This is a genomic window from Nocardia sp. NPDC051981, from assembly GCF_040680715.1.
Lineage (GTDB): Bacteria > Actinomycetota > Actinomycetes > Mycobacteriales > Mycobacteriaceae > Nocardia.
Window position 1 is genome coordinate 61,026 of the sequence record NZ_JBFAXK010000003.1, and the last position, 24,289, is coordinate 85,314.

Here is a 24,289-nt window from a genome sequence, read left to right on the forward strand (position 1 = left end):
GGCGTGGGGCGTAGACACGCGCATGGCGCCGAAGAGGCGCGCGGGCACGACCGGCGCGATGCTGCACTGCGAGTCGCGGAGCTGCGGCGGCGGGCCTTCCAGCTACAGCCGGGTGTCGGCGTACACGCGGATCGCGTCGCGGACGTACTCGGCGGTTCCCTCGCCGTGCTTGTCGTAGTTCTTCGCGAATCGCGGGTCGGCCACGTACATGTCACCGAGGCCGTTGAAGTACCCGGCGTTGACGGGTCCGCCCGTCGGGGTCGTACCGAGCCAGTCGTAGTGGCGCTGCACGATCGCCTGTACCTCGTCGCTGTCGACCGGGACTCCGGCCGCGTGGGCGCGGCCGTAGTCGGCGGCGATATCCACGTGGGTCTGGAGGTGGGCCTTCTTCTCGGCCTCGCTCATGGAGTTCCACCAGCGGTCGCCACTCTCCCAGGCGTCTTTGCCCCAGCGTTCGATGACCTCGTCCCGGTACCGGGCGTGGTCGAATCCGTCGAATACCTCGTTCGCCATCAGTTGCTCGCCTGCTTCCGTTTTGCGCAATGTGGTTTGCACCGAGGTGATTTGCCGCGCGATCCGGTCCTGCTCGTGTTTCAGCAATTCCAGATGGGTACGCAGGGCGGTAGCGGTGTCCTTTTGCCCGGCGAGGACTTCGGCGATGGCCGGCAGGCCCAGGCCGAGTTCCCGGAGCAAAAGGATGCGCTGCAACCGTACGAGGGATTCCTGGTCGTAATAGCGATAGCCGTTGGATCCGATCCGGCTGGGCGGCAGCAGCCCGAGGTCACCGTAATGCCGCAGGGTGCGGCTGGTGGTTCGGGCCACTTTGGCCAATTCCTGGATGGACCATTCGGCTGCCACGTTCGGGCCTTTCGTTTCTCCTCGTTCTCCTCGACGAATTCAGGATGCAAGTTGACGTTGCGTCAAGGTCAAGGCTAGGCGCCGTCGGTGCACTGGGAGTAGCGGATGTGCACGCCCTGCTTCGCCGGGGCCGAGCTGCCGAACATGGCCGGCGGCGACGGCATCCAGTTGGTCAGCCGGGTCATGGCGTCCTGCTCGGCGTCGGCGCGGTTGCCGCCCGAACCGCCGTAGTAGTAGGTGTGGTCGTCGCTCTCGGCGATGGCGCCGCAGCCGTCCCGGAACTGCACCATGATCTTGCAGCCGCGGTGCCCGCACTGGCCCAGCGCGTCGGCGTCGGAGCGGCCCCAGCTCGGGTAGTTCCAGGCCGCGCCGTAGAAGGTGCCGCCGTCGGTGCTCATCGCGAGCGAGCCGTACAGCGAGCCGTCCGGTCCGCGCTCGGCGCTCGCGGTGCCGGCCCCCACCGTCGAAACCAGCACCGCGGCAGCGGAAACGAACATGGTCAGGGCGAGTTTGCCCGAAAAAGCCATTGGAAATTCTCCCCATTCGGCAGCGGCGAAAATGACCGCTCCGGTTGCACTCCCGTGGTGCGATCACCACTGCCGGAGTTCTATCACGGGCCACCGACACGGCCAAGCCGGTTTCGCGCCGGAACCGGCTGCCGCGCAAAGCGTTCCGAATAGGCCATCGAATCGGTCGGTCCGGTTGTGACTTGCGCCGGGTAGGCGGGCGTGACATGCTCCACGCGCGCGCTACCGGACTCCCGATTTCCGCGCGCGCACGAATTTCGATATTCGGGGGATGAGGAAAACCCAATGTTGTCTGCGGGCCGCGCCCGAGTTCTGTCCTGGGCGGCCGTGGCCGCCACCGCCGTGAGCTCCACGCTCCTGTTCGCCGGGCCCGCGGACGCGGCCGCACCGGTGGTGCTCGGCGGTGGTTCCGGCGTCTATGTCGAGGACCTCACCGACTCCAGCTCGGTCAACGACTGCACCATCACCGCCATCGGCTACGACAACAAGAACCAGCTCGTGGGCCTGACCGCCGGCCACTGCGGCGAGGTCGGCGCGCGCGTCGCGGCCGAGTACACCCGCTCCGGGGGTATCGGCGTCGTCGCCGAGAAGAGCGAGGAGATGGACTGGGGCGTCATCGTGTTCAACCCGGACCGGGTGAACCCGACCCGCCAGGTCGCGCAGTCGGTCATCAATTCGGTCGGCGCGCCGCCGCAGATCGGCGAGAACGTCTGCAAGAACGGCCGCACCACCGGCTTCACCTGCGGGCCGGTCTGGGAGACCAAGTCCACCTACTTCCGCAGCCAGGTGTGCGCCAACCACGGTGACTCCGGCGCGCCGGTGCTGCGCGGCGACCAGCTGATCGGCATGGTGGTGGCGGGCACCGACTTCGAGGCCGGGCCGGTCAGCATCGAGCTGCCGCTGTGCACCGGCGGCGGCAACCTGATCCACGAGCCGGAGCTGGCCACCAACATCAGCACCGTGCTGGCGGATATCGACCGGCACGGCGGGGCGGGCGCGGGCTTCCACGTCGCCTGATCTCCGAGACAGTTCCACGCCGCGGGGCGTGACCGGGTCCTCCGGTCACGCCCCGCGGCGCGTTCGACAGGTATTCGGTTGTGCCCTGCGGGTTTTCAGTAGCCGACGGTGAATCTTCAGTAGCCGACGGTGAACCGGGTCCGGTGGTGCGCGGGCCGCTCGATCTCGTCGAGCAGGGCGATGGCCATGTCCTCCATGGAGATCGAGGAATTGCCCTGGTCGTCGGTGAGCAGGTCGTCCCGGCCGACGCGGTAGGCGCCGGTGCGCTCGCCGGGTTCGAACAGTGCGGCCGGGCTGACATAGGCCCAGTTCACCGCGTGCGGGGTCGTCCGGAACACCTCGAGCTGGCGGCTGCCGCCCTCGGCGATGGGCACCAGCTCGGCCGGGAAGCCCGGCTGCTCGGTGAGGGTCTTGCCGGTCCCCGCGACGGTGAGGCTGCCCGCGCCGCCGATCACCAGCAGCCGAATCCCGCTGTCCGCCAGGCCTTCCAGCAGTGCGGCCGCGACCTCGGCCAGTTCGTGCTCGCGGCCCGGGGCCGGGCGGGTCGCGCTGACCACGACATCGCTGCCGGCCGCGGCCTTCTCGACATCGGCCGGATCGGCGGCATTGCCGGTCCACACCTCGACCTGCGCGGGCAGCTCCCGCAGCCGCTCGGCGGTGCGAGCGACCGCCCGCACCCGGTGGCCCCGGCTCAGCGCCTCGGCCACGACCCGGCTGCCGGCGTCTCCACTCGCTCCGAACACTGTGATCTGCATGGTCTTTCGCTCCTTATCGAGGGTTCGAATCACGCCGCGACGCGGTTCTCGGGAGTGTCGTCGTCGGTCTGCGGCGCGGGTTCCGTTGTGCGAGGCGCGGATCCGGTCTGGCCGAGCAGAGTGCCGCCCAGCGCGATGGCCATGCCCAGGATCTGCAGCGGGGCCAGCGCCTGACCGAGCGCGGCCCAGCCGATGACGGCCGCCGACAGCGGGCTGAGCAGGCCGAGGAAGGCCACCGAGGTGGCATTGGCCTTGGCGATGCCGCGGAACCACAGCGCGTACGCGGCGGCGGTGCCGATCAGGCCGAGGTAGAGGTAGCCGCCGATGGCCCGGCCGTCCAGCGCGGGCGGCGCGCCCTCGGCGATGGCGGCGACCGGCAGCAGCAGGAGTCCGCCAGCGGTGAGCTGCCAGCCGGTCATGGCCAGCGGGCCGATGCCCTCGGGCCGTCCCCAGCGCTTGGTCAGCACCGTGCCCCCCGCCATGGCGATGGCGGCCACCAGCCCGGCGATGATGCCGAGCGTGTCGAGAGTGGCTGTGGCCCTGAGTACTACGAGTGCCACGCCGGCCAGCCCGATCAGCGCCGCCGCCACCTTGCGCACGGTGAGCCGCTCGTTGAGGCCGAGGGCGGCGAAACCGACCGCGAACAGCGGCGCGGCCGCGGCGAGCACCGCCGCCACCCCGCCCGGCAGCCGATAGGCGGCCACGAACAACAGCGCGGTGAAGACTCCGATGTTCAGCCCGCCCAGCACGAGCGCGCGTGGAATCCATTGCCCGTGCGGCAGTTTCCGCGTGATGGCGAGCAACAGCAGTCCCGCGGGCAGCACCCGCATGAGCGCGGTGAACATGGGCCGCTCGGGCGGCAGGAACGTCGTGGTGACGGCGTAGGTCGACCCCCAGACCAGTGGCGCGAGCCCGGTGAGGGCGAGCGTCCCGGCGAGTCCGGCGGCTCCGGCGCGTGTGGTGGTCATCGATAGCTCCTCATTGATAATCTCAACGTTGAGATAACACCATCCAGATACCTCACCGTCAAGTATCTCAATGTTGAGATTTATTCCGCCCCGAGAGGAGACCGCCGGTGCCCGACGCCGTCGACCAGATCACCGCCGCCTGGCGTCAGCAGCGCCCCGACGTCGACACCTCCCCCATGGAGATCTTCGGCCGCCTCGCCCGCCTGGGCCGCATCGTCGACCGCGAGCTCTCCGACTTCTTCCGCACCCACGGCCTGGAACGCTGGGAATTCGACGTCCTCGCCACCCTCCGCCGCTCCGGCAACGAATCCGGCCTCAGCGCCGGCGCCCTCAACAAGGCCGCCATGATCACCTCCGGCGCCCTCACCAACCGCATCGACCGCCTGACTGCCAAGGGCTGGGTTGAACGCATCCCCGACCCCAAGGACCGCCGAGCCATCCAGGTCCACCTGACCGACTCCGGCCGAGCCCTGATCGACCGAATCCTCCCCTTACACATGGAAAACGAACAACGCCTCCTAGCCGACCTCTCCCCGGCCGACCGCGAAACCCTCATCCCCCTACTCCGCAAGTTCGCCGAATCCCTCGGCGACCTCTCCTTGGACTGAGCTACTGGCCGAAACCGCTAGTGCGCCAATGCAGGAGGGATCGGTTGCGCCGGAGTACTGGCCGGGACAGGGGCCGGGAAGGTCGGCGGGTTGGGGGTGGAGGCGGTCCGGGGGGTCGGAGTCGCCGTCCGGATCACCAGGTTGACCGGGCCCGAGCTCGCCGGACCCGGGGCGGTGCGGGGGTTGGAGGGCGTGGAGTTGGGGTCGGCGCTGCCGGGGGACGGCAGGGGGATGGTGATCCGTGAGCGGTCGTCGGGGGTGGGGCGCAGCGGGATCGCCGGGGGGACATTGCCCGGGGTGACGGGAGTTCGGGTGCCGGGGACGGTGTTGGTGGGGTCGGGGTAAGTCGGGACCGTTGTGTCCGGGGTCGCGGCGCCCGGGGTGACGGGGTCCGTGGTGGTGGGGGCGGACGTGTCGGATTCCGTTGGGGTGGGCTGGGTTTCGGGGGACTGGGGATCGGGGAAGGGGAGGTTGGGGTCGGCGGGGGTTGCGGCGGCGGGGAAGTCGGTGAGGGCGGGGCCGACCTCCATGGCGGCGGCGGGGGTGGGGAGGCCGCCGTCGGGGGCGGCGGAGTATTCGGCGCGCAGGATGTGGTTGTCGCGCACCAGGACTCGGCCGGAGGTGACCTCGACGGCGCTGGTGGTGCGGGAGTCTTCCTTGTCGGTGCCGAGGTACATCTGGCAGTCGGTGGTGTCGCAGGTCTGGGCGTAGGAGTAGCGGTCTTCGGCGAGGGCGTAGGAGCGGGCGGCGATGGCCTGGGCGCGGAGGGCCTCGGCGCCGCCCTGGTCGGCCCAGCCGGGGACCATTTCGGCGGGGACGACGCCCTTGAGGTAGTCGTCGAGGTCGACCTCGTTGACGGTGCGGGGGGAGCCTTTGTCGAGGGCGACGCCGAGGACGCCGCGGTAGGCGTTGCCGCCGCAGATCTCGAGTTGTTCGTTGGCGGGGCGGTCGGTGCCGTCGGTGACGGGGTAGGCCCACGGGTCGTCGGTGCTGCCCTCCCAGAGGGTGTTTCCGTCGCAGCCCTGGGTGATGGTGACGTCGGCGCCGATGGCGGTGGGCGTCAGATGCGCGGCCTGGCCGGGGATGACACGGCGGCCGGCGACGTAGAAGACGGAGTCGGAGGCGAGGTCGAGGGTCTTGTCGTCCTGCTCCATGAGGCGGACGCGGACCGTGGTCCGGCCGACGTCGGCGAGATCGGCTCCGGCGTAATAGGTGGCCAGGATGCGGTCGGCGTTCCAACCCGCGACGGCCTTGTCGAAGGCGCCGTTCTGGCTCAGGCCGCGCCCGTGACCGGCGCCGGCGGTGAAGAGGAGGGCATTGTCGGGCCAGGCCCAGACCAGTACCGCGGTGCCGCCGGTGGTGGCCGCGACGGCGAGGGAGAGGGTGAGCAGACCGCGCCGTCTACGGCGCTTGGCTAGGTACCCGTTCGGCATGTCATACCCGTTCTGTCGAGAGGCGAAGCTACATTCGAGTTACCCCGAAACTAAGCCTCAACCATACGTTCAGGGAATGTGACAGTAGGGACTAGTGTGATCGTTGATGCGCCAAGTAGCAAGCTTGTGCTCCGGGCGCGGTTAGACGGATTTACCTGAATGGGAGATGCTTGTGCCGTATCACAAACCGAAACCCGCGTATGCGCTCCCGGTCATCACCGTCCTCGCGCTGTCCGCTCCCGTTGGCATTCTGGCGCTGAGCGATTCGCGAGATGTCCGGAACGCCGATGAAAGCAATTGGGCAGCTATACCCGCACAAATGGCAGAAGTCGCCCTGGACTCGGCGCCCGATATCGTGCTGCCGCTGCGCGAGCTCACCGGGCTGGACCTGCCCGACCTGCGGCTGTCCGATCTGCGAATGCTGCCGCTGCCCAAATCGATTCCGATCCCGCCGAATCTCATTCCGGGCGTCCAACTACCCAGCGAGATCCCACTACCCCGGCTGAACGACTCGCCGCAGCAGCCCGTCGGGCCCGCATCCGACAACGGGCCGCACGTCACCCGTCCCACCCTCCCGGGCTCGCTCCCCAACGCCACCATCGTCACCCCCGGTTCCGCCCGGCCGACCGGCCCGGCCGCGGGCGCGCCCGGCTTCATCGCCGAACCCGGGCCCGAGGTCCCCGGGCCGCCGATCCCGACCGCCGACAATCCGGCCGCACCCGGCCCGCATCCCGTGCCCGGCCTCACCGGTGACCTGCGCACCCCCGCGCTCAACGCGGGCGCGGTGCCCGCTGATCTGGTCGACAAGGTCGGCGCACAGGTCAAGGAGCTGACCCGGGACACCCCGTTCAGCATGGTCGCGCTCACCGCGCCGGACCTGGCGGGCACCACCACCAAGCTCCGCGCCCAGCGTCCCGATGGCACCTGGGGACCCTGGTACGACGCCGAAACCGAGAACGGCAGGGACCATCCGGCGCCCGGTAAGCGCACCGGCACCGAGCCGATCTACGTCGGCAATACCAAGACCGTGCAGATGCTGGTGACCCGCAAGCCGACCGCCGCGCCCGCCGAACCCAAACCGCTGGACGACGGTTCGGCCGATCCGGCGCAGATCAATCTGGAGAAGCTGGCCGCGGTGCTGATCGATCCGGGACGCGGCAGCATCGACGAGAATCTGCAGACGGTGGCGGCGCCGCTGCCCGGCGGCGGGCCCAAGGTGATCGCCCGCGCGCAGTGGGGCGCGGACGAATCGCTGCGCTGCGAGGAACCCACCTACGACGACGGCGTCAACGCGATCACCGTGCACCACACCGCGGGTCGCAACGACTACACCAAGGCCGAGTCCGCGGGCATCGTGCGCGCCATCTACTCGTATCACGCGAAGACGCTGGGCTGGTGCGACATCGGCTACAACGCCCTGGTCGACAAGTACGGGCAGATCTTCGAGGGCCGCTACGGCGGCCTGGACAAGCCGGTCGAGGGCGCGCACGCGGGCGGCTTCAATATCAATACCGCGGGCGTCGCGCTGATGGGCGACTACGAGGACGAGACTCCGACGGACGTGTCCATCCAGGCGATCGGCAAGTACATCGGCTGGCGGGCCAAGGTGGCGGGCATCGATCCCGAAGGTCAGAGCACCATGTACTCCGAGGGCAGTGACTACACGAAATACGCTCTGGGACAGGCGGTCAAGCTGCCGAACATCTTCGCGCACCGCGATGTCGGCAACACCACCTGCCCGGGTGACGCCGCCTACGCGTTGATGGACAAGATCCGGCAGATCGCCGAGGACGTGGCGGCCGGCACGAACGCGCCCGAGGATCCGAGTCCGCCGCGGGTCCGTCCCGGCCAGAACGCGGGCAATCCGCAGCCCGCCCCCGACGCCGACGGCCAGGCGGATCTGGCCGCCCTGGCCGATCTCACCCAGAAGATCCTGGACATGCTCGACCGCAGCCCGGTGGCCCGCTACTGGAACGATCAGGGTGGCGCGAACGGCCCACTGGGACAACCGAAAGCGGAACCGGTCGCCTTGGCGGACGGCGGCCAGTACGGCCAATTCACCAATGGCTACGTGTATGCCTCGCCGACCGGTCAGATCGTCACGGTGGTCGGCAAGATTCTGGAGCGCTTCCTGCAATTGGGTGCGGGCACAGGCCTTCTCGGCCTGCCCACCAGCAATGAATATCCGGTCCAGGACGGCGTCCGCACCGACTTCCAGAACGGCGCCCTGATCTTCAACAAGATCACCGGAATCGTCACCACCATCCTGAAGAACTACGGCGCCGTCCAGGACCCCATCCCAGGCAAGTCCATCCCCGCCCAGGCCGCCCCCATCCCCGCGGCCGCGCCCAACTAGACGGTCAGGACCACCAGCGTTCGAGGGTGCGGGCGACGCCGTCCTCGATATTGGAGGGGGCCACCTCGTCGGCGGCGGCGATGGCCTCGGGGTGGGCATTGGCCATGGCGACGCCGTGACCGGCCATGAGGAGCATGGGGACGTCGTTGGGCATGTCGCCGAAGGCGATGAGGGAGCTGTGCTGGACGCCCAGGCGCTGTGCGATGGTCGCAAGGCCGGTGGCCTTCGTCACGCCGGGGGCCGACAGTTCGATCAGGCCGTTGTCCGTGGAGTAGGTGAGGTCGGCGCGGCCGGCCAGGTGCGGGTCCAGTACGGCGCGCATGTCCGCACTGGACGCACCGGGCAGGCGGATCAGCATCTTGATCGCGGGCGCGGAGATGACTTCGGCGCGGGAGACCTGGGTGTCGTCCGGATTCAGCCAGGCGTGCTCGTATTCGGGTGAACTGACGAACTGCGGTGTGGCCGCGTCGTGCGCGCTCGAACCGACCCGTTCCGCGGCCAGGCCGCAGCCCGGCAGCAGGCGCTCGGCCAGATCGGCGGCCCAGGTGAGGGTTTCGATATCCAGGGTGCGGGTGTCCAGCACCCGATCCGCGGCACTGTCGTAGATGACCGCACCGTTGCCGCACACGCACAGCGGCGAGAAGCCGAGCCCATCGACGACCGGATCGATCCAGCGCGGCGGCCTTCCGGTGGCGAGCACGAACGGCACCCCGTCCGCGATGAGGGCGTTGATCGCCGCCTTGGTGCGGGCGCTCACCTGCTCACGGTGGTCGATGAGCGTGCCGTCCACATCGGAGGCGACCATCTTGGGTTTGGGCAGGTGAAAGAGCGTCACCTACTCCATCCTGCCTCGAGCCACGACCGGTGCGCCCGTGGATTCCGGACCTCGCCGTACAAAAGAGACCTTTCGGACACCGCTCCGCACCACACCACCCCGCCAACCCCCACAGCCACCAGGACGCACGCAATAACACACGGATTGCCGTGGGGTCCGCGGTCCGTACCCCGCGTTTACGGTTCTCACTCCCTATGATCTGGGTCAGAACTCGACCCCGAAAGGGAATGATGGCCGGTTTTCTGCTGCGACGTGCGCTGAACTATGTCGTGCTGCTGGTACTGGCGTCGTTCCTGGTGTTCACGGTGGCGTCCCTCACGTTCACCCCGCTGGACTATCTGGAGCAACGCAATCCGCGGCCGCCACAGTCGGTGATCGACGCGAAACGGGCGGAATTGCATCTGAACGATCCGATTCCGACGCGGTATCTGGCGTGGGCGGGCGGGGTGGTCCACGGCGACTTCGGCAAGACCCTGGCCGGGCAGCCGGTCAAAGATGAGCTCGGCCGTCGGATCGGTGTCAGTCTCCGGCTGCTGGTGATCGGTTCGGTGGTCGGCACGGTGCTCGGTGTGCTGATCGGTGCGGCTAATGCCATCCGGCAGTACAAGTTCAGTGACTACTTCAGCACCATCGTGTCGATGCTGCTGCTGTCGACACCGGTGTTCCTGCTCGCGACGCTGTTGAAATACGGTGCGCTCGAAATCAATCTGACCACCGGCAAGCAGATCTTCCTCTATACCGGTGAGACCTCGGCGACAGCCGTGCACGGGCTGTGGAACCAGATCGTGGACCGGGCCCAGCACATGCTGATCCCGACCCTCGGCCTGGCATTGGGCGCGATGGCGGGATACAGCCGCTACCAGCGCAATGCGATGCTCGACGTGCTCGGCAGCGATTTCATTCGCACCGCCCGCGCCAAGGGCCTCACCCGGACGCGCGCGTTGTTCAAACACGGTCTCCGCACCGCGCTCATCCCCATGGCAACACTGTTCGCCTACAGCTTCGGCGGACTCGTCACCGGCGCCACCTTCACCGAGAAGATCTTCGGCTGGCACGGTATGGGCGAGTGGCTGGTGGACTCCATCCACGCCCAGGACATCAATGTCGTGCTGACGGTGACGCTCTTCGCAGGACTGGTGATCCTGTTGTCCGGCTTGCTGTCCGACATCGTGTACGCAATTCTCGACCCCAGGGTGCGTGTCTGATGACCGAGGTGGAGACCATCGTCCAGGGCGCGCCACAGATCGCCGCCGCGGGCCGTCGGAAGCTGGTGTGGCGGCGGTTTCTGCGCAACAAGATCGCGGTGACGGCGGCGATCGTGCTGATCCTGCTGTTCGTGATCGCGTTCGCCGTTCCACATTTCCTGCCGTACAGCTACACCGACATCGACACCACGGCGAAACTCAAGCCGCCCAATGGAAAACACTGGTTCGGCACTACCTCACTGGGTGAGGACGTGCTGGCACAGACCCTGCACGGCCTGCAGAAGTCCCTCGTGATCGGGTTCGGCGCGGCCATAATCTCGGCGATCATCGCGACCATCGCCGGTTCAGTGGCGGGCCTGCTGGGCGGCTGGACCGACCGGGTGATCATGTGGCTGGTCGATCTGCTGCTGGTGGTACCCAGCTTCATCTTCATCGCGCTGTTCGCCCCGAAGACCAAGGGCAACAGCTCGGTGGTACTGCTGGTGGTGCTGATCGCGGCCTTCGGCTGGATGATCTCGGCACGCATCGTCCGCGGACTGTCGCTGACCCTCCGGGACCGCGAATTCGTCCGCGCCGCACGATATATGGGCGCATCCACGTGGACGATCATCACCACGCACATCGTCCCGAACATCGCGTCGATCCTGATCATCGACACCACGCTCGCCGTGGGCGGCGCCGTCATGGCCGAAACCGGTTTGAGCTTCCTGGGTTTCGGCGTCCAGCCGCCCGACGTCTCGCTGGGCTCGCTGATCGGCGACTATTCCAAGAACGCACTCACCTATCCGTGGACGTTCATGTTCTCCGGAGCGTTTCTGGTGATCATCGTGCTGTCCGCCAACCTCATGGGCGACGGGCTGCGCGACGCCTTCGACCCGACCGCCAGGAAAGCGCGGGCGAAGCAGGTACGAAAGGCCGACAAATGAGCCAGGATTCGGCCGAGCGGGCGGGTACGGCCGCACCTTCGGCAAGAACGACCGCGCCGCTGCTGGAAGTCTCCGATCTGCGTGTGTCCTTTCCTGGTGAGGAGGGCCGCGTCGATGCCGTGCGCGGGGTGAACTTCACGGTCAATGACGGCGAGGTGCTGGCGATCGTCGGCGAATCGGGCTCCGGCAAATCGGTGTCCTCGATGGCCGTCATCGGCCTGCTGCCGGAGCAGGCGCGCGTGCAGGGATCGGTCCGGTTGCGCGGCCGGGAACTGCTGGGTCTGGACGACAAGCAGATGTCCACCCTGCGCGGCAGCAAGGTTTCCATGGTCTTCCAGGACCCGCTCTCCGCACTGACACCCGTGTACCGCATCGGTGACCAGATCGCGGAAGCCCTACTGGTGCACCGGAAGATGAGCAAGCAGGAAGCTGCCGCCAAGGCGGTGGAACTGCTCGACCTGGTGGGAATTCCGGATGCGGCCCAGCGCGCCAAGGCATTTCCGCACGAATTCTCCGGCGGCATGCGCCAACGCGTTGTCATCGCCATGGCCATCGCCAATGATCCCGAACTCATCATCTGTGACGAACCGACCACGGCACTCGACGTGACCGTGCAGAAGCAGATCCTGAACCTGTTGCGCAAGGCGCGCGACATCACCGGTGCAGGCGTCATCTTCATCACCCACGACATGGGCATCGCGGCCACGCTGGCCGATCGGGTGGCGGTCATGTACGCGGGCCGGATCGTCGAAACAGCCCCTGCGCAGGAGCTTTTCACCGCACCCCGGATGCCCTATACGGTCGGGCTCTTGGGCTCCATCCCCCGCATGGACGGGCCCGCGCGGACCCCGCTGATCCCGATCGTCGGCAACCCACCGGCCATGCACGCCCTGCCACAGGGCTGCTCCTTCGCGCCGCGCTGCCCCGTCGCCATCGACGAGTGCCGCGCGGCCGAACCGCCACTGCAGGACACTGGGCCAGGGCATCAGGCGGCCTGTATCCGGACCGCGGAGGTGGGCAGCCGGGAACTGTTCACGGCCTACCGCAAGGAGATCGAGGTACCGGAGGAGATCGCGAAAGTCGACTCCTCGCAGGTGGTGCTGAAAGTGACCGACCTGCGCAAGACCTTCCCGCTCACCAAGGGTGTGGTGTTCCGTCGCCGCGTCGGCGAGGTCAAGGCGGTCGATGGCATCAGCTTCGAGGTGCGGGCAGGCCGCACCCTCGCGCTGGTCGGCGAATCCGGCTCGGGTAAGTCGACCACGCTCACCCAGATCATGGACCTGTTGCGGCCGGAGGGCGGCAGCATCGAAATCCTGGGCAGCGACGTCTCCGCTCTCACGAAGCAGCAGCGCCGGAACATCCGTCGGAAGATGCAGATCGTATTCCAGGACCCGTCGGCGTCGTTGGATCCGCGCCTGCCGATTTCGGATGCGCTGGCCGAACCGTTGCGCATCGACGGACGGTCCCGCGAGGAGATCAACCGGCGCGTACCGCAGTTGCTCGAGCAGGTGGGACTCCGGCCTGAACATGCCGACCGGTACCCGGCGGACTTCTCTGGTGGCCAGAAGCAGCGCATCAATATCGCGCGGGCACTGGCCCTGGATCCGGAACTGCTGGTGCTCGACGAGCCGGTCTCGTCGCTGGACGTCTCCATTCAAGCAGGTGTGCTCAACCTGCTGCGCGACCTGCAAGCCGAGCGTGGTTTGTCGTATTTGTTTGTTTCACACGACCTGTCGGTAGTGCGTAACCTTGCCCACGACATTGCGGTCATGTACCGCGGGCAGATCGTCGAATACGGACCGGCGGAGCGAATTTTCGCCAGTCCGGAGCACGAATACACCCGCGCACTGATCGACGCGGTGCCGGTACCGGTGGCGACCCGATAGGAGGGGTGTCGGATGCGGAGTGGACGAGCATGCGCCGCAATAATTCTCGCGAGCGGGCTGGCGCTGGCGGCCTGCAGCGGCAGTACACCGGCCCCGACCGGAACCGGCGAGCTGGGCACCGCGTCCGACATCAATCCCCATCCACGTGACGACATCAAGGATGGTGGGAACCTCCGGCTGCCCACCCCCGAGGTACCCGTCAACTGGAACACCCTCCAGATCGACGGCAATGACGGTGATTACGCCGACATCATCAAATTCCTGATGCCGCGGTCTTTCGACACTGATGCCGCGGGCAACCTCACCGTCGATCACGACTTCTTCACCGATGTGCAGCTCACGTCCACCAACCCACAGGTCGTCACCTACACCATCAACCCCAAGGCGGTGTGGTCCGATGGCACCCCCATCACCTGGGAAGACATTGCGTCCGAGGCGAATTCGCTGAACGGCAGGAACAAGGACTTCCAGATCGCCATCAGCAATGGTTTCGACCGGGTGGCGAAGGTCGAGCGCGGCACCGACGACCGGCAGGCCGTCATCACCTTCGACAAGCCCTACGCCGATTGGCGTGGACAGTTCGCTGGCAATGCCATGCTGTACCCGAAATCGGTGACGGCCGATCCCAATTCTTTCAACAAGTCCCTGGTGAACGGGCTCCCGGTCTCTGCCGGACCGTTCGTGCTGCAGTCCATCGACCGCACCGGCGGCCTGATCACGCTGGCCCGCAACCCCAAATGGTGGGGAAACACCCCGAAGCTCGACACCGTGACCATCCGGGTACTGGACCGCAACGCGTGGACGCAGGCGGTGCAGAACAACGAGCTCGACGCAGCCCTGCTCAGCACCGTCGGCGATCTACAGAACCTGCGTTCGGTGCCGGGTGTGGCCATCCGCCACACCCCGTTGAACCGGTGGCGGTACTTCGCCTTCAACGGCGCACCTGGCTCGGTCGTCGCCGATCCCCAACTGCGCGTCGCCATCTCGAAGGCGATCGACCGGCAGCGCATCGCCGAGACAATGCAGAACGGGCTGGTCGACAAGCCCCAGCCGCTGAACAATCACGTATTCCTGCGCGGTCAGCACGGTTACCAGGACAACAGTCTCGGCTTCGACCCGGTCGCCGCCGGCCGGGAACTCGACGCGCTCGGCTGGGTAAAGCAGGGCGACTTTCGGGTCAAGGACGGCAAGAAACTGTCGATCCGGGACGTCTTCTACAACGATGACACCTGGGTTCAGATCGCCAAGCTGATCCAGCAGGATCTGCGCCGGATAGGCGTCGAACTGACCATCGACGCGCGCCCGGCGCAACGCTTCTTCACCGACGTCATCCAACCCGGCGATTTCGACGTCTGTCAGTTCTCGCTGGCCGGTGATGCCTTCGTATTCAACAGCATCCCGCAGATTTTCGGGCTGTACCCCAATGATCTACAGCTCAACTACGGGCGCATCGGATCGCCGGAATTGAACACGCTGATCGACCAGACCCTGTCCGAACTGGACCAGGACAAGGCCATCCAGATGGCGAATCAGGTCGACCGCAAGATCTTCGAGGAGGGCCACTCGCTGCCGTTGATGCAGGATGAGGGCAACTACGGGGTACGGTCCGAGCTGGCCAACTTCGGCTCCGCCGGGCTGGCCTCCTACGACTACACCGCCATCGGGTTCCTGAAGTAGGCCCGGCCGAAAGTTTCGACAGCCGTCCGCGGCGGAAGGAGCGGTCCATGCGGATACGTTCGACCATGATTCGACTCGCGATCCCGATGGTCGCTCTCGGGTTGGTCGTGACGGGGTGTAGTTCCAGCAGTAATGAAGGTGGAACCGCGACCCTTGGCACGACCAATGCCATCAACCCGCATCCGGTCTCGGACCTGAAGGACGGCGGCAACCTCCGGCTGTCGCTGACCTCGTTCCCGGCCTCGTTCAACGCGTTGCACGTGGATGGAAATACCCAGGACACCTCCGATGTCGTGTCGCCGACACTGCCCGTAGCGTTCGACAGCAACGCGGCCGGCGAACTCACCGTCAACCACAACTTCTTCACCGACATCACGCTGACCTCCACCAACCCGGAGGTCGTCACCTACACCATCAACCCCAAGGCGGTGTGGACCGACGGAACTCCCATCACCTGGGAGGACATGAAGTCGCAGTGGCAGGCGTCGAACGGCACCAACAACGAGTACCAGGTGGCCTCCACCTCGGGCTACGACCAGGTCGGCAAGGTCGAGCGCGGCGTCGATGACCGGCAGGCCGTCGTCACCTTCGCCAAGCCTTACGGCGAGTGGCAGAGTCTGTTCGGCCAGCTGTTCCCCAAGGCGGACACCGAGACCCCACAGGCATTCAACGATTGGGCGCGCAATTCGCTGCCGGTCAGCAGCGGCCCGTTCATGATCACCAATATCGACCGCACCCAGAACCGGATCACGTTGAGCCGCAACCCCAAATGGTGGGGTGACGCGCCGAAGCTGGACAACATCACCTTCAGCGTGCTCGATTACTCCGCCATCGTGCCCGCGATCCAGAACAACGAACTCGATGAGGCCTACGTCTCCGGGCTCGAGGCCGTCACCGGTGCACGTCAAGCACCCGGCGTCGAAATCCGGCGGGCCGCGGAGCCGACCTACAGCTTCATCGCGTTCAACGGTGCGCCCGGCTCGCTGTTCGAGGACCTGAAGCTGCGGCTGGCCATCGCCAAGGCAATCGACCGGCAGACCATCGTGGATACCAGCCAGCACGGAATCGTCGACAACCCGAAGCCGCTGAACAACCATATCTACATCGACGGTCAGAAGGGTTACCAGGACAATTCGCAGGACGTAGCCTTCAATCTGGACCAGGCCGCCAAGGAATTGGATGCCCTCGGCTGGATCCGCAACGGTGACGTACGCGAGAAGGACGGCAAGAAGCTGATCATCCGCGATGTCATGTACCAGCAGGACTCCTGGGTGAACACCGCCAAGATCATCCAGGCCGACCTGCAGAAGATCGGCGTCAAACTGGATATCCAGACCGTCCCCGGCACCGGCCTGTTCACCAATGTCATCGACCCCGGCAACTACGATCTCGCGCAGTGGAGCCGCAGCACCAGCGTGCTGCCGATCGGGGCGTTGAAGCAGTTCTACTACTACGACCCGAACAATTGGCAGGGCAACAAGTCTCGCCTCGGCTCGCCGGAACTGAACGCGGTCATCGATCAGGCGATGGCGGAGCTGAACCCGGACAAGGCCATCGAGCTGGCCAACAAGGCCGACAAGATGATCTGGGACGAAGGGCATTCGATGCTGTTCAACCAGGCGTCCGGTACCCACGCCGCCCGTACCGACCTGGCCAACTGGGGCGCGTTTGGCCTGGCGACCGCCGATTACCTGAAGGTCGGCTTCCTCAAGTGAATCTCCGGACGGGCCATCCGCTGGCCTATCCGGCGCTCGTGACGATCGGGACCCTGGCGATCACCCTCGCCTGGGTCCCGTTCGCCGATCCGGAGCAGGTGGCCATGCTGGGCACGGTGGCCGTGATCATTCTGGGCTACAGCGGGTTTCGGTTCGCGGTTGCGCTCGGGTACCTGCCCGCCGGGCTGCCCAGCACTGTGGACGGCCGCGAGGTCGCGGTGCGGCGGGTGCGGCAGCAGCATCGGCTGGTCAGCCGGTCGTGGCTGGAGTTCACGATCGGCGGGAGAGACCTGTGGCTGCCGGTGTATTTCGCCCCGGGGCTGGTGACGCTCACACCGGACACGGCCGAATTGGCCGGGCGAACAGTGCGTGTCGGCGAGCTGCGGGTGTATCCCTCCGGGCGACTGCGGGATTCGGAGCCGGTGGGGCGGCTGATCGACAATCCGACGCGGCCGGATCCCGAGGCGATCGGCCGGACCGGGCCGGGGCGCAGGATATTGCTGGACGCGCAGTCCGCTGTCGTCGGACCGTTCGCGGGTCTGTTGTGGGTGTACGTGGCGGGTGGCGGATCGATGGCATTTGTAGCCGCCACCCTGGTGGCGGCGGCCACGGCTACCTGGCTTTCGGCCGTTCGCGGCTCCGATCCGAGCTGACCCGCGCAGCAGGAGCGCCCCCGCCCAGCCATTCCGGCGCAGGCGCTCTGTGAAGTTGCTTCAGTGCTTCCATATCCCGCTGGCGAGAAACCCATCCCAGTCCTCGCCAGCGAACACCAGAGCGGGACCAGCGGGGTCTTTGGAGTCGCGGATTCCAACCTGGCCGCCCGCGAACGCGACTTCGACGCATTCGCCGCCGCTACCGCCGCTGTGTGTGCTCTTGCGCCATTGCGCTGTGGACCAGTCGATGTTCACGCCATGAACTCCCTTGCCGTCTTGCGGAGCAGGTCCCTGCTGGCCGGCTCGTTCAACGCTAGTTTGCGATGTTCGGCGGCGGCACGTCGGTATCGATCCACCACACGCTGATCGGTGAAATACATTGCTCCCGTGTAGCTCTCAACATAGACCACGGTCGGCTCGATGGGTTGGCCGTCCGTTCCGGCGCCGAAGTCCAGCACGATGAAGGGGCCAGTCAGGTCGCCGAGGGGGAGCCCGGCCGAGTAGGGCAGAACCCTGATGCTGAAGTTGTCACGGGTGCTCAAGTCGGCAAGGTGCCGAAGCTGGGTGGCCATGATTTTGGCGCTGCCGATAACTCTGTGCAGCACCGACTGGTCCAGCACCATATCCACCGCGATCGGATGCGCTTTGCGGGTGAACAGCACCTGTCGGTTCAGGCGTATTTCGACGCGGCGATCGATCTCGGCGGCAGTTGCCCCGGGATTGACCGTTGTGAAGAGCGATCGAGCGAAGTTGGCGGTCTGCGCCAACCCGGGAACCAGCTCGGCGTAGGAGGTCAGCTTCGTCGCATCGGCCTCCAGCCCGATGTATACGTCGAAGTCCTCCGGAATCAGGTCGCCGTACTCGTGCCACCAGTGTTTGGTGTTGGCCTGTTGCGCGAGTCCCTTCAGTCCCTCGGTGGTCGTCTCGTCGGCACCGAGCACGCGACAGATCGCTTCGATGTCCCAGAGCCGAATCCGCACTGCGGGATCAGCAGTCTCCAGTCGCTGCACGGTGGAGTCGCCCCGTTCGATCGCCTTGGCGACGTTGGCGATCGTCAGACCGGACCGCTGCCGTAGGTCGCGCAGATGCCTCCCGAGTTGCCGTCGTGGGATTGTGGACCCGTTCTGAGACATCTTCCCTCCTATGTGAATGCGAAACACTTGCATCCTGGATGACGTTTCAAGCAGCCCTGAATCAGGTGATACACGCAGTGAATTGGGTGATCAGTGTCTCTGAATTCTACGCTGGCCGTTTGGGGCAACCCTGGTGAATTCTCCAAATTCCGTTGTTCGGCAACTGGATTCACGGTGAGCTGAATGCGCGTCCGGGCAATCACACCCACAAACTGGACGCCCTGAATTCAAACGAAGATCAGAACGAGCTGACTTGAGGGATGCCGAAATGCCTTTGGACACATGGAATTTTCTTCTTGTTGTGGCTTCCTGCGCCCTCCTTGTCGCAGGTGTGCGCTGGAGTGTCGGCGGCGACCGCTTCCCTGCCCCGGCGGAGGTGGGTGATCCGGTACTCGTGGCCGGTGGCTTCGAGCTGCGTCGGGTGCCGCTAGAGAATCGGCATCGAATGCACGGCAGGCATCGGGCCGGGTGATGAGATGACGAATCCGTATGTGGCACCTGGAAACTTCCCGAGGCGGGATCCCGAGGAATCGATTCGCCGCCATCCGGCCTGGCACGCGAAACCGTCCGCACACGTGGCGTTCTCGGATCGCGACATCGATGCACTCCTGCAAGCCCACGACAATGACGCCTGCCGGAGGGCGGAGTGCGCGCTGCGGCGGCATCTGCTCGAAGTACGCGCGCAACGCGAGGAGGAGGACCCCCGCTCGTGAACGAACTGCCGGATTGGGCCAAACAAGCTGCGGCAGTGTGCTTTCGAGTATCCGGGCGGGCAGCAGTCGAGTGCCGGATCGACCGCGCCACCAGTCATGGAATCACCCTGTCGAACGGCGAGCGCTTCGAGATCGCACACCTGCGTCGCGGGAAGACAGACGACACGAGCTATTTCGAGAAATTCGACGCGCGCGCACGCATCAAGAAAACGGCACGGCGGACATGAGGCGATCGCTGAACGTTCTACGGCCCGTCCCGGGAGTGCTCCGCCCCGGGACAGGCCGTAGAAATGGCTATTCGGTCTGGGCGCGGCGGGCTGCTTTTTCGGCGGCCTCGGCGGCGTCCATGGCGTTGGCCTCCTCGAGGGTGGGGGCGCTGCCGCCCAGGCGCGCGGGCACCCAGTACGCGCCGGGCTCGTGGACGTAGTCTTTCTGCAGGTCCAGGAGCATTTCCGACATGGTCTTGTGCAGCTGCTCGGTCAGTGCCGAGGCCGGTTCGAAGGGGGAGATGGGCTTGCCGACCGCGATGGAGATGGGGGTGTTGGTGCGGCCCAGGCGCTTCGGGAAGCCCTTGGTCCATACGCGCTGGGCGCCCCAGATGACGATGGGGATGATGGGGACGCCGGCCTCGATGGCCATGCGGGCCGCGCCGGACTTGAACTCCTTGAGTTCGAAGCTGCGGCTGATAGTGGCCTCGGGGTAGACGCCGACCAGTTCGCCGGCGCGCAGGCGGTTGACGGCCTCGTGGTACGACTCCGCACCCGCGGCACGGTCCACCGGGATGTGCTTGAGGGCGCGCATGATCGGGCCGGAGATGGAATTGTCGAAGACTTCCTTCTTGGCCATGAAGCGGACATAGCGCCCGGTGGTGCGTGCTGGCAGACCGGCGTAGGTGAAGTCCATGTACCCGGTGTGGTTGATCGCGATCACCGCGCCACCGGTCGCCGGAATGTTTTCGTCGCCCTTGACGGTGAACTTCAGGCCCTGCAGCGCGAAGATCGTGCGGGCCAGGCCGATGACGGGGTAATAGACGGGTTCCACAGTTCCGCTAGCCTAGTCGCTGCCCGCGCGGCATCCAGTGATACCGGTAACAGCAATTCAGTTGATGTGACTTCTCGACACTGAAAGAGGTTCGCACGAGTGGAAAACGGCCGGACAGCGTTGCGTGCACAAATCCACCAGGGGTTGCTCGGGACGCTGATAGTCGGCGCGGCCTGCCTTGCCGGCGGCTGCGATTCGAAAGCCGGAATCGAGGGCACGGATTTCGGGGCCGACCTCGATATGTCCAGTGCAACCAGCAGTAGCCCCAGCCCGATCGCGGCGGTGAGCGGCGGCGTCGGGGCGGCACCCGGGAAACCGGATGCGGCGCCGGCCGTCGCGCGCTGGGCGGCCGACCTGCAGGGAAGGGGGCTGGACGAACTGGCCGGCCTCTGCTGGACCATGGCGCCGCCCAATATTCAGAGCATGTACGCCGAGCCGCAGGCGATCATCGATGCGCTCGCCGGACCGGGTGTCTCCAGCGGCCAGTCCGTGACCTGGCAGAACGCCGAGGTCACGGTGACCGCGCAGGACCGCGACATCGCGACCGGCTATGCCTGCCCGCACGTCTACCCGACCGGGGGCGAACTCAGCTTCAATGCCGCCGACGCGCGACACACGGTGCGGCGCTTCCTGTCTCGCTCCATGGGCCGGCCGTTGCATCCCACCGACCGGGAGGACGCGTATCCACTGGTCTGCGCCGCGGGCCGGACCTGGGATCCGGACGGCAGCGGGAAACCGGCCACCGCGCCGCTGGCGGCGAACCCGTCGAAGCCGGGGGCGGTCAGGACCTTCGTGGACCAGTCCATCAAGTCGGAGTGGCCGCGCGGCGGGTACATCACGGTGTCGGTCCCGGTCACCACGGCCGCCGGAGACCAGACAAAGCAGATATACACCTTGAAGTCGGGCTCCGAGGGTTACTGCATCGGCGACGTCTCCGGCTAGCCAGTACTCTGGGTGGCTGGTAACGGTCAGGGAGGAATGAAGCTCGTGCAGATCACCAGCGTCGGACACGCCGGATTCCACATTAGAACCGCTGCCGGAACGATCCTGTGCGATCCGTGGGTCAATCCGGCCTATTTCGGATCGTGGTTCCCGTTCCCCGACAACACCCAGCTGGACTGGGACGAGCTCGGCAACTGCGATTTCCTCTATGTCTCGCACCTGCACCGTGACCACTGGGACGCCAAGCTCCTGGCCGACAAGGTCAGCAAGGACACCACCGTCCTGCTGCCCGACTACCCGGTGCCGGACCTCAAGCGGGAGCTCGAGAAGCTCGGCTTCACCAAGTTCGTGGAGACCGAGGACTCGGTCAAGACCACCGTCACCGGTCCGGGCGGCGACCTGGACATCATGATCATCGCGTTGCGCGCGCCCGCCGACGGCCCGATCGGCGACTCCGCCCTGGTCGTCGCCGACGGGGAAACCGTGTGCTTCAACATGAACGACGCCCGGCCCGTCGACATGGACGTGCTGCACGACGCGTTCGGCCACGTGGACATCCACCTGCTGCAGTACTCCGGCGCCATCTGGTACCCGATGGTGTACGACATTCCGGCTAAGACCAAGGCCAACTTCGGCAAGCAGAAGCGCCAGCGCGGCATGGACCGCTGCCGCTCCTACATCGAACAGGTCGGGGCCACCTGGGTCGTCCCGTCGGCCGGCCCGCCGGTCTTCCTCGACGACGAGCTGCGCTACCTCAACGACGACCGCGGCGACGAGGGCAATATCTTCCCCGACCAGATCGTCTTCCTGGATCAGATGAAGATCCACGGCAACGAGGGCGGGCTGCTCATGATCCCCGGCTCGACCGCGGATCTGCGTGGCAAGGAACTGAATTCGCTCACCCACCCGGTCGACCCGGACACCATCTACGGCGACAAGGCCGCCTACATCGAGGCCATGGCCCAGCGCATGGCGCCGGTGCTGGCCGCCGAGAAGGCCACCTGGGCCCCGGCCGAGGGCGAGCCGCTGCTGCCCGCGCTCAAGGCCAAGTTCGAGCCGATCATGGCGCAGAGCGACCTCATCTGCGACGGCATCGGCTACCCGGTCGGCCTGGTCATGGGCGAGGAGACCGTGGTGCTCGACTTCCCCAAGCGGGTGGTGCGCGAGCCCATCGAGGGAGAAGGCAAGTACCGCTACGGATTCCGCATCGACCCGCAGCTGGTGCGCACCGTGCTCCGCGACGACGAGCCGGACTGGGTGAACACCATCTTCCTGTCGACGCGCTTCACCACCTGGCGCATCGGCGGCTACAACGAATTCCTCTACACCTTCTTCAAGTGCCTCACCGACGAGCGCATCGCCTACGCCGACGGCTGGTTCGCCGAGGCACACGACGACTCCGCCTCCACCGAACTCGACGGCTGGGAAGTGCAGCGCCGCTGCCCCCACCTCAAGGCCGACCTGTCGAAATTCGGTGTGGTCGAGGGCAATACGCTCACCTGCAACCTGCACGGCTGGCAGTGGGATCTGGAATCGGGCCGCTGCAAGACCTCCAAGGGCCACGAGCTGCGCTCGAAGAAGCTGGTCTGACCCGGTGGCGGCCGTTGCCCGGTGCATCGGCCGCCACCGGCCCTGCTCATCGTCGCGGGCGCCTGCGGGCGTCCCGCGCACGCGATACCGCAGCGCGGTCTCCGGCCCGGGCGCCCGCGGTCCTCAGCACCTCGAATTCCCGCGCGACACCGGTGAACATTCCCAGCAGCAGTATCGCCACCAACGCCGCACCGGCCGCGGTCCACGGCGGCAGCAGCGCCACCGCCACCACGGCCTCCACCGCCGGGAGCGCCCAGGCCACCGCGGGTATCCAGGCAAGCGGGACCCCGAACTCCCCCACCGCCTTCCGGGTGCCGGGCCCATCGGCGAGCTTTCCCCACGCCGACAGGCCGAACACCACGGCCAGCACCAGACGCGCGACCCACACCACGTAGTCGATAGCCATGATCGCACCATCGCACACTCATGTGGACAGCGAATTACGAATCCGGGGAACAGATTTCACCCGCGCGATCGGGCGGCCACGGCGACCGCCACGAAGGTCAGCACGCAGCCGATGATCGCCGACACCGAGAGCCCGATCCCGGTCGGCGCCACCACATCCAGCACCAGCGACGCCAGCAGCTGGCCCGCCACCGAGGTCAGGCCCAGCAGTAGCACCCCGATCCAGCGGACCACCAGCACCGCCAGCGCCACGAACGAAATGCCGATCAGGCCACCGAGATACAGCCACGGTTCACTCGGCAGCGGCCCGAGACCACCGCGCCGGACCAGCTCGCCCGCCTCGATGACCATCAGCGCCGCCGTGCCAGTCGCGAAGTTGCCGAGCGTCGCCGACAACGGTCCGCCGACCGCACCCACCCGGCCGTTCACCGCCTGCTGCCAAGCCACCAGCAACCCGGCGACCAGCGGTAACGCCACCAGCAGCATCGAGGCCGTCGAATGCCCGGCGACCGCGCCGGTGCCGCTCCGGCCGAGCACCGCGAGCAGCACGGCGACCAGCCCGAGCACCGCCGCACCGATCCGCCCGGCCGTCACCGGCGTCGGTCCGCCCGGGCCTAAACCCAGCCGATCCACCACCAGGCTGCTCACCAACTGCCCGGCCACCGCGGCCACCGTGAACGCCGTCACCCCGATGGTCGCCACCGTGAGCCCCTGACACGCAACGAAATACGCCCCCGACAGACCACCCAGCAGCTGCCACCATCGCAACTCTCCGGTACCGAGCGCGGCCCGCACCCGCCCGGCCCCCGCCCGCAAGCGCCCGCTGCCCGCGAACACGACGGCCAGGATCAGCAATCCACTCCCGAAACTGATGGTGGCCGCCGCAATCCCATCGCCCAGCCGCTGCCCCAGCTCACCATTGATCCGCGCCTGAACGGCCACGGCCGCGCCGATGGACCCCCCGAATCCCAACCCCGCCCACCGCCGCATTTCCACCGCCCGATTGTCCCCGCCTTCCCTGGCACAGAACCGACCGACCGGATCAT

Annotated in this window: 24 protein-coding genes; 13 read left to right on the top strand and 11 right to left on the bottom strand. The window is 66.7% G+C overall.

Annotation, left to right across the window (positions count from 1 at the left end; genetic code table 11):
- Nucleotides 1-102 precede the first annotated feature (102 nt).
- Both AB0L60_RS07340 and AB0L60_RS07345 read right to left on the bottom strand, forming a co-directional pair.
- Complete coding sequence (locus tag AB0L60_RS07340) at nt 103-858, bottom strand: MerR family transcriptional regulator (RefSeq protein WP_364608722.1); 756 nt, start codon at nt 856-858, stop codon at nt 103-105.
- 74 nt (nt 859-932) lie between these two features.
- On the bottom strand, nt 933-1,385 hold the full coding sequence (locus AB0L60_RS07345) for a DUF4189 domain-containing protein (protein ID WP_364608725.1): 453 nt from the start codon (nt 1,383-1,385) through the stop codon (nt 933-935).
- Between the two features lie 285 nt (nt 1,386-1,670).
- Here AB0L60_RS07345 and AB0L60_RS07350 point away from each other — a divergent pair, with 285 nt between their 5' ends.
- Nucleotides 1,671-2,402, top strand: a complete 732-nt coding sequence (locus AB0L60_RS07350; protein WP_364608728.1) for a S1 family peptidase — start codon at nt 1,671-1,673, stop codon at nt 2,400-2,402.
- 116 nt (nt 2,403-2,518) lie between these two features.
- Here the strand turns inward: AB0L60_RS07350 and AB0L60_RS07355 are convergent, their stop codons facing one another.
- Complete coding sequence (locus AB0L60_RS07355) at nt 2,519-3,157, bottom strand: NAD(P)H-binding protein (protein WP_364608731.1); 639 nt, start codon at nt 3,155-3,157, stop codon at nt 2,519-2,521.
- A 29-nt stretch (nt 3,158-3,186) separates the two neighbouring features.
- Nucleotides 3,187-4,125, bottom strand: a complete 939-nt coding sequence (locus tag AB0L60_RS07360) for an EamA family transporter (RefSeq protein ID WP_364608734.1) — start codon at nt 4,123-4,125, stop codon at nt 3,187-3,189.
- A gap of 107 nt (nt 4,126-4,232) precedes the next feature.
- On the opposite strand from AB0L60_RS07360, the gene AB0L60_RS07365 reads away from it, so the two are divergent.
- Entirely contained in the window at nt 4,233-4,733 is a 501-nt protein-coding gene (locus tag AB0L60_RS07365) for a MarR family transcriptional regulator (protein WP_364608737.1), read from the top strand.
- A 17-nt stretch (nt 4,734-4,750) separates the two neighbouring features.
- Here the strand turns inward: AB0L60_RS07365 and AB0L60_RS07370 are convergent, their stop codons facing one another.
- Nucleotides 4,751-6,166 (bottom strand): SpoIID/LytB domain-containing protein, encoded by a 1,416-nt coding sequence (locus AB0L60_RS07370; protein ID WP_364608740.1) that lies wholly within the window; start codon nt 6,164-6,166, stop codon nt 4,751-4,753.
- A gap of 319 nt (nt 6,167-6,485) precedes the next feature.
- Between AB0L60_RS07370 and AB0L60_RS07375 the strand changes: the two genes are divergently transcribed.
- On the top strand, nt 6,486-8,522 hold the full coding sequence (locus AB0L60_RS07375) for an N-acetylmuramoyl-L-alanine amidase (RefSeq protein WP_364608743.1): 2,037 nt from the start codon (nt 6,486-6,488) through the stop codon (nt 8,520-8,522).
- Between the two features lie 4 nt (nt 8,523-8,526).
- Here the strand turns inward: AB0L60_RS07375 and AB0L60_RS07380 are convergent, their stop codons facing one another.
- A complete protein-coding gene (locus AB0L60_RS07380; RefSeq protein WP_364609693.1) occupies nt 8,527-9,327 on the bottom strand; it encodes an HAD family hydrolase in 801 nt (266 codons plus the stop codon).
- Between the two features lie 260 nt (nt 9,328-9,587).
- Here AB0L60_RS07380 and AB0L60_RS07385 point away from each other — a divergent pair, with 260 nt between their 5' ends.
- From AB0L60_RS07385 to AB0L60_RS07410, 6 genes are read left to right on the top strand one after another with little or no spacing between them, the layout of a single operon-like run.
- Nucleotides 9,588-10,562, top strand: coding sequence for an ABC transporter permease (locus tag AB0L60_RS07385; RefSeq protein WP_364608747.1), 975 nt, complete (start codon nt 9,588-9,590; stop codon nt 10,560-10,562).
- Entirely contained in the window at nt 10,562-11,488 is a 927-nt protein-coding gene (locus AB0L60_RS07390; RefSeq protein ID WP_364608750.1) for an ABC transporter permease, read from the top strand. The genes AB0L60_RS07385 and AB0L60_RS07390 overlap by 1 nt, the downstream gene beginning before the upstream one ends.
- The gene (locus tag AB0L60_RS07395; RefSeq protein ID WP_364608753.1) at nt 11,485-13,374 is read left to right on the top strand and encodes an ABC transporter ATP-binding protein; all 1,890 of its coding nucleotides are present in this window, start codon (nt 11,485-11,487) and stop codon (nt 13,372-13,374) included. The genes AB0L60_RS07390 and AB0L60_RS07395 overlap by 4 nt, the downstream gene beginning before the upstream one ends.
- Nucleotides 13,375-13,386: 12 nt before the next feature.
- On the top strand, nt 13,387-15,051 hold the full coding sequence (locus AB0L60_RS07400; protein ID WP_364608756.1) for an ABC transporter family substrate-binding protein: 1,665 nt from the start codon (nt 13,387-13,389) through the stop codon (nt 15,049-15,051).
- 47 nt (nt 15,052-15,098) lie between these two features.
- Nucleotides 15,099-16,766 carry an ABC transporter family substrate-binding protein gene (locus AB0L60_RS07405; RefSeq protein WP_364608759.1) on the top strand — a complete coding sequence of 556 codons (1,668 nt, stop codon included), beginning with the start codon at nt 15,099-15,101 and terminating at the stop codon, nt 16,764-16,766.
- Nucleotides 16,763-17,419 carry a hypothetical protein gene (locus AB0L60_RS07410; protein ID WP_364608762.1) on the top strand — a complete coding sequence of 219 codons (657 nt, stop codon included), beginning with the start codon at nt 16,763-16,765 and terminating at the stop codon, nt 17,417-17,419. The genes AB0L60_RS07405 and AB0L60_RS07410 overlap by 4 nt, the downstream gene beginning before the upstream one ends.
- Nucleotides 17,420-17,479: 60 nt before the next feature.
- Here AB0L60_RS07410 and AB0L60_RS07415 read toward each other — a convergent pair whose 3' ends face one another.
- Both AB0L60_RS07415 and AB0L60_RS07420 read right to left on the bottom strand, forming a co-directional pair.
- Nucleotides 17,480-17,674, bottom strand: coding sequence for a DUF397 domain-containing protein (locus AB0L60_RS07415; protein WP_364608765.1), 195 nt, complete (start codon nt 17,672-17,674; stop codon nt 17,480-17,482).
- Complete coding sequence (locus tag AB0L60_RS07420; RefSeq protein WP_364608768.1) at nt 17,671-18,552, bottom strand: helix-turn-helix transcriptional regulator; 882 nt, start codon at nt 18,550-18,552, stop codon at nt 17,671-17,673. The genes AB0L60_RS07415 and AB0L60_RS07420 overlap by 4 nt, the downstream gene beginning before the upstream one ends.
- A gap of 476 nt (nt 18,553-19,028) precedes the next feature.
- On the opposite strand from AB0L60_RS07420, the gene AB0L60_RS07425 reads away from it, so the two are divergent.
- Together AB0L60_RS07425 and AB0L60_RS07430 are read left to right on the top strand one after the other, a co-directional pair.
- The gene (locus AB0L60_RS07425) at nt 19,029-19,265 is read left to right on the top strand and encodes a hypothetical protein (protein WP_364608771.1); all 237 of its coding nucleotides are present in this window, start codon (nt 19,029-19,031) and stop codon (nt 19,263-19,265) included.
- Nucleotides 19,262-19,492 (top strand): hypothetical protein, encoded by a 231-nt coding sequence (locus AB0L60_RS07430; protein WP_364608774.1) that lies wholly within the window; start codon nt 19,262-19,264, stop codon nt 19,490-19,492. The genes AB0L60_RS07425 and AB0L60_RS07430 overlap by 4 nt, the downstream gene beginning before the upstream one ends.
- A 67-nt stretch (nt 19,493-19,559) precedes the next feature.
- On the opposite strand, the gene AB0L60_RS07435 is transcribed toward AB0L60_RS07430, so the two are convergent.
- Nucleotides 19,560-20,306 carry a lysophospholipid acyltransferase family protein gene (locus AB0L60_RS07435; protein WP_364608777.1) on the bottom strand — a complete coding sequence of 249 codons (747 nt, stop codon included), beginning with the start codon at nt 20,304-20,306 and terminating at the stop codon, nt 19,560-19,562.
- Between the two features lie 99 nt (nt 20,307-20,405).
- Between AB0L60_RS07435 and AB0L60_RS07440 the strand changes: the two genes are divergently transcribed.
- Nucleotides 20,406-21,248, top strand: coding sequence for a hypothetical protein (locus tag AB0L60_RS07440; protein ID WP_364608780.1), 843 nt, complete (start codon nt 20,406-20,408; stop codon nt 21,246-21,248).
- A 45-nt stretch (nt 21,249-21,293) separates the two neighbouring features.
- Complete coding sequence (locus AB0L60_RS07445) at nt 21,294-22,838, top strand: Rieske 2Fe-2S domain-containing protein (protein WP_364609696.1); 1,545 nt, start codon at nt 21,294-21,296, stop codon at nt 22,836-22,838.
- A 46-nt stretch (nt 22,839-22,884) separates the two neighbouring features.
- On the opposite strand, the gene AB0L60_RS07450 is transcribed toward AB0L60_RS07445, so the two are convergent.
- Both AB0L60_RS07450 and AB0L60_RS07455 read right to left on the bottom strand, forming a co-directional pair.
- Nucleotides 22,885-23,244, bottom strand: a complete 360-nt coding sequence (locus AB0L60_RS07450) for a MauE/DoxX family redox-associated membrane protein (RefSeq protein WP_364608783.1) — start codon at nt 23,242-23,244, stop codon at nt 22,885-22,887.
- Nucleotides 23,245-23,300: 56 nt separating this feature from the next.
- Nucleotides 23,301-24,233, bottom strand: coding sequence for a DMT family transporter (locus tag AB0L60_RS07455; RefSeq protein WP_364609699.1), 933 nt, complete (start codon nt 24,231-24,233; stop codon nt 23,301-23,303).
- Between the last annotated feature and the right edge of the window lie 56 nt (nt 24,234-24,289).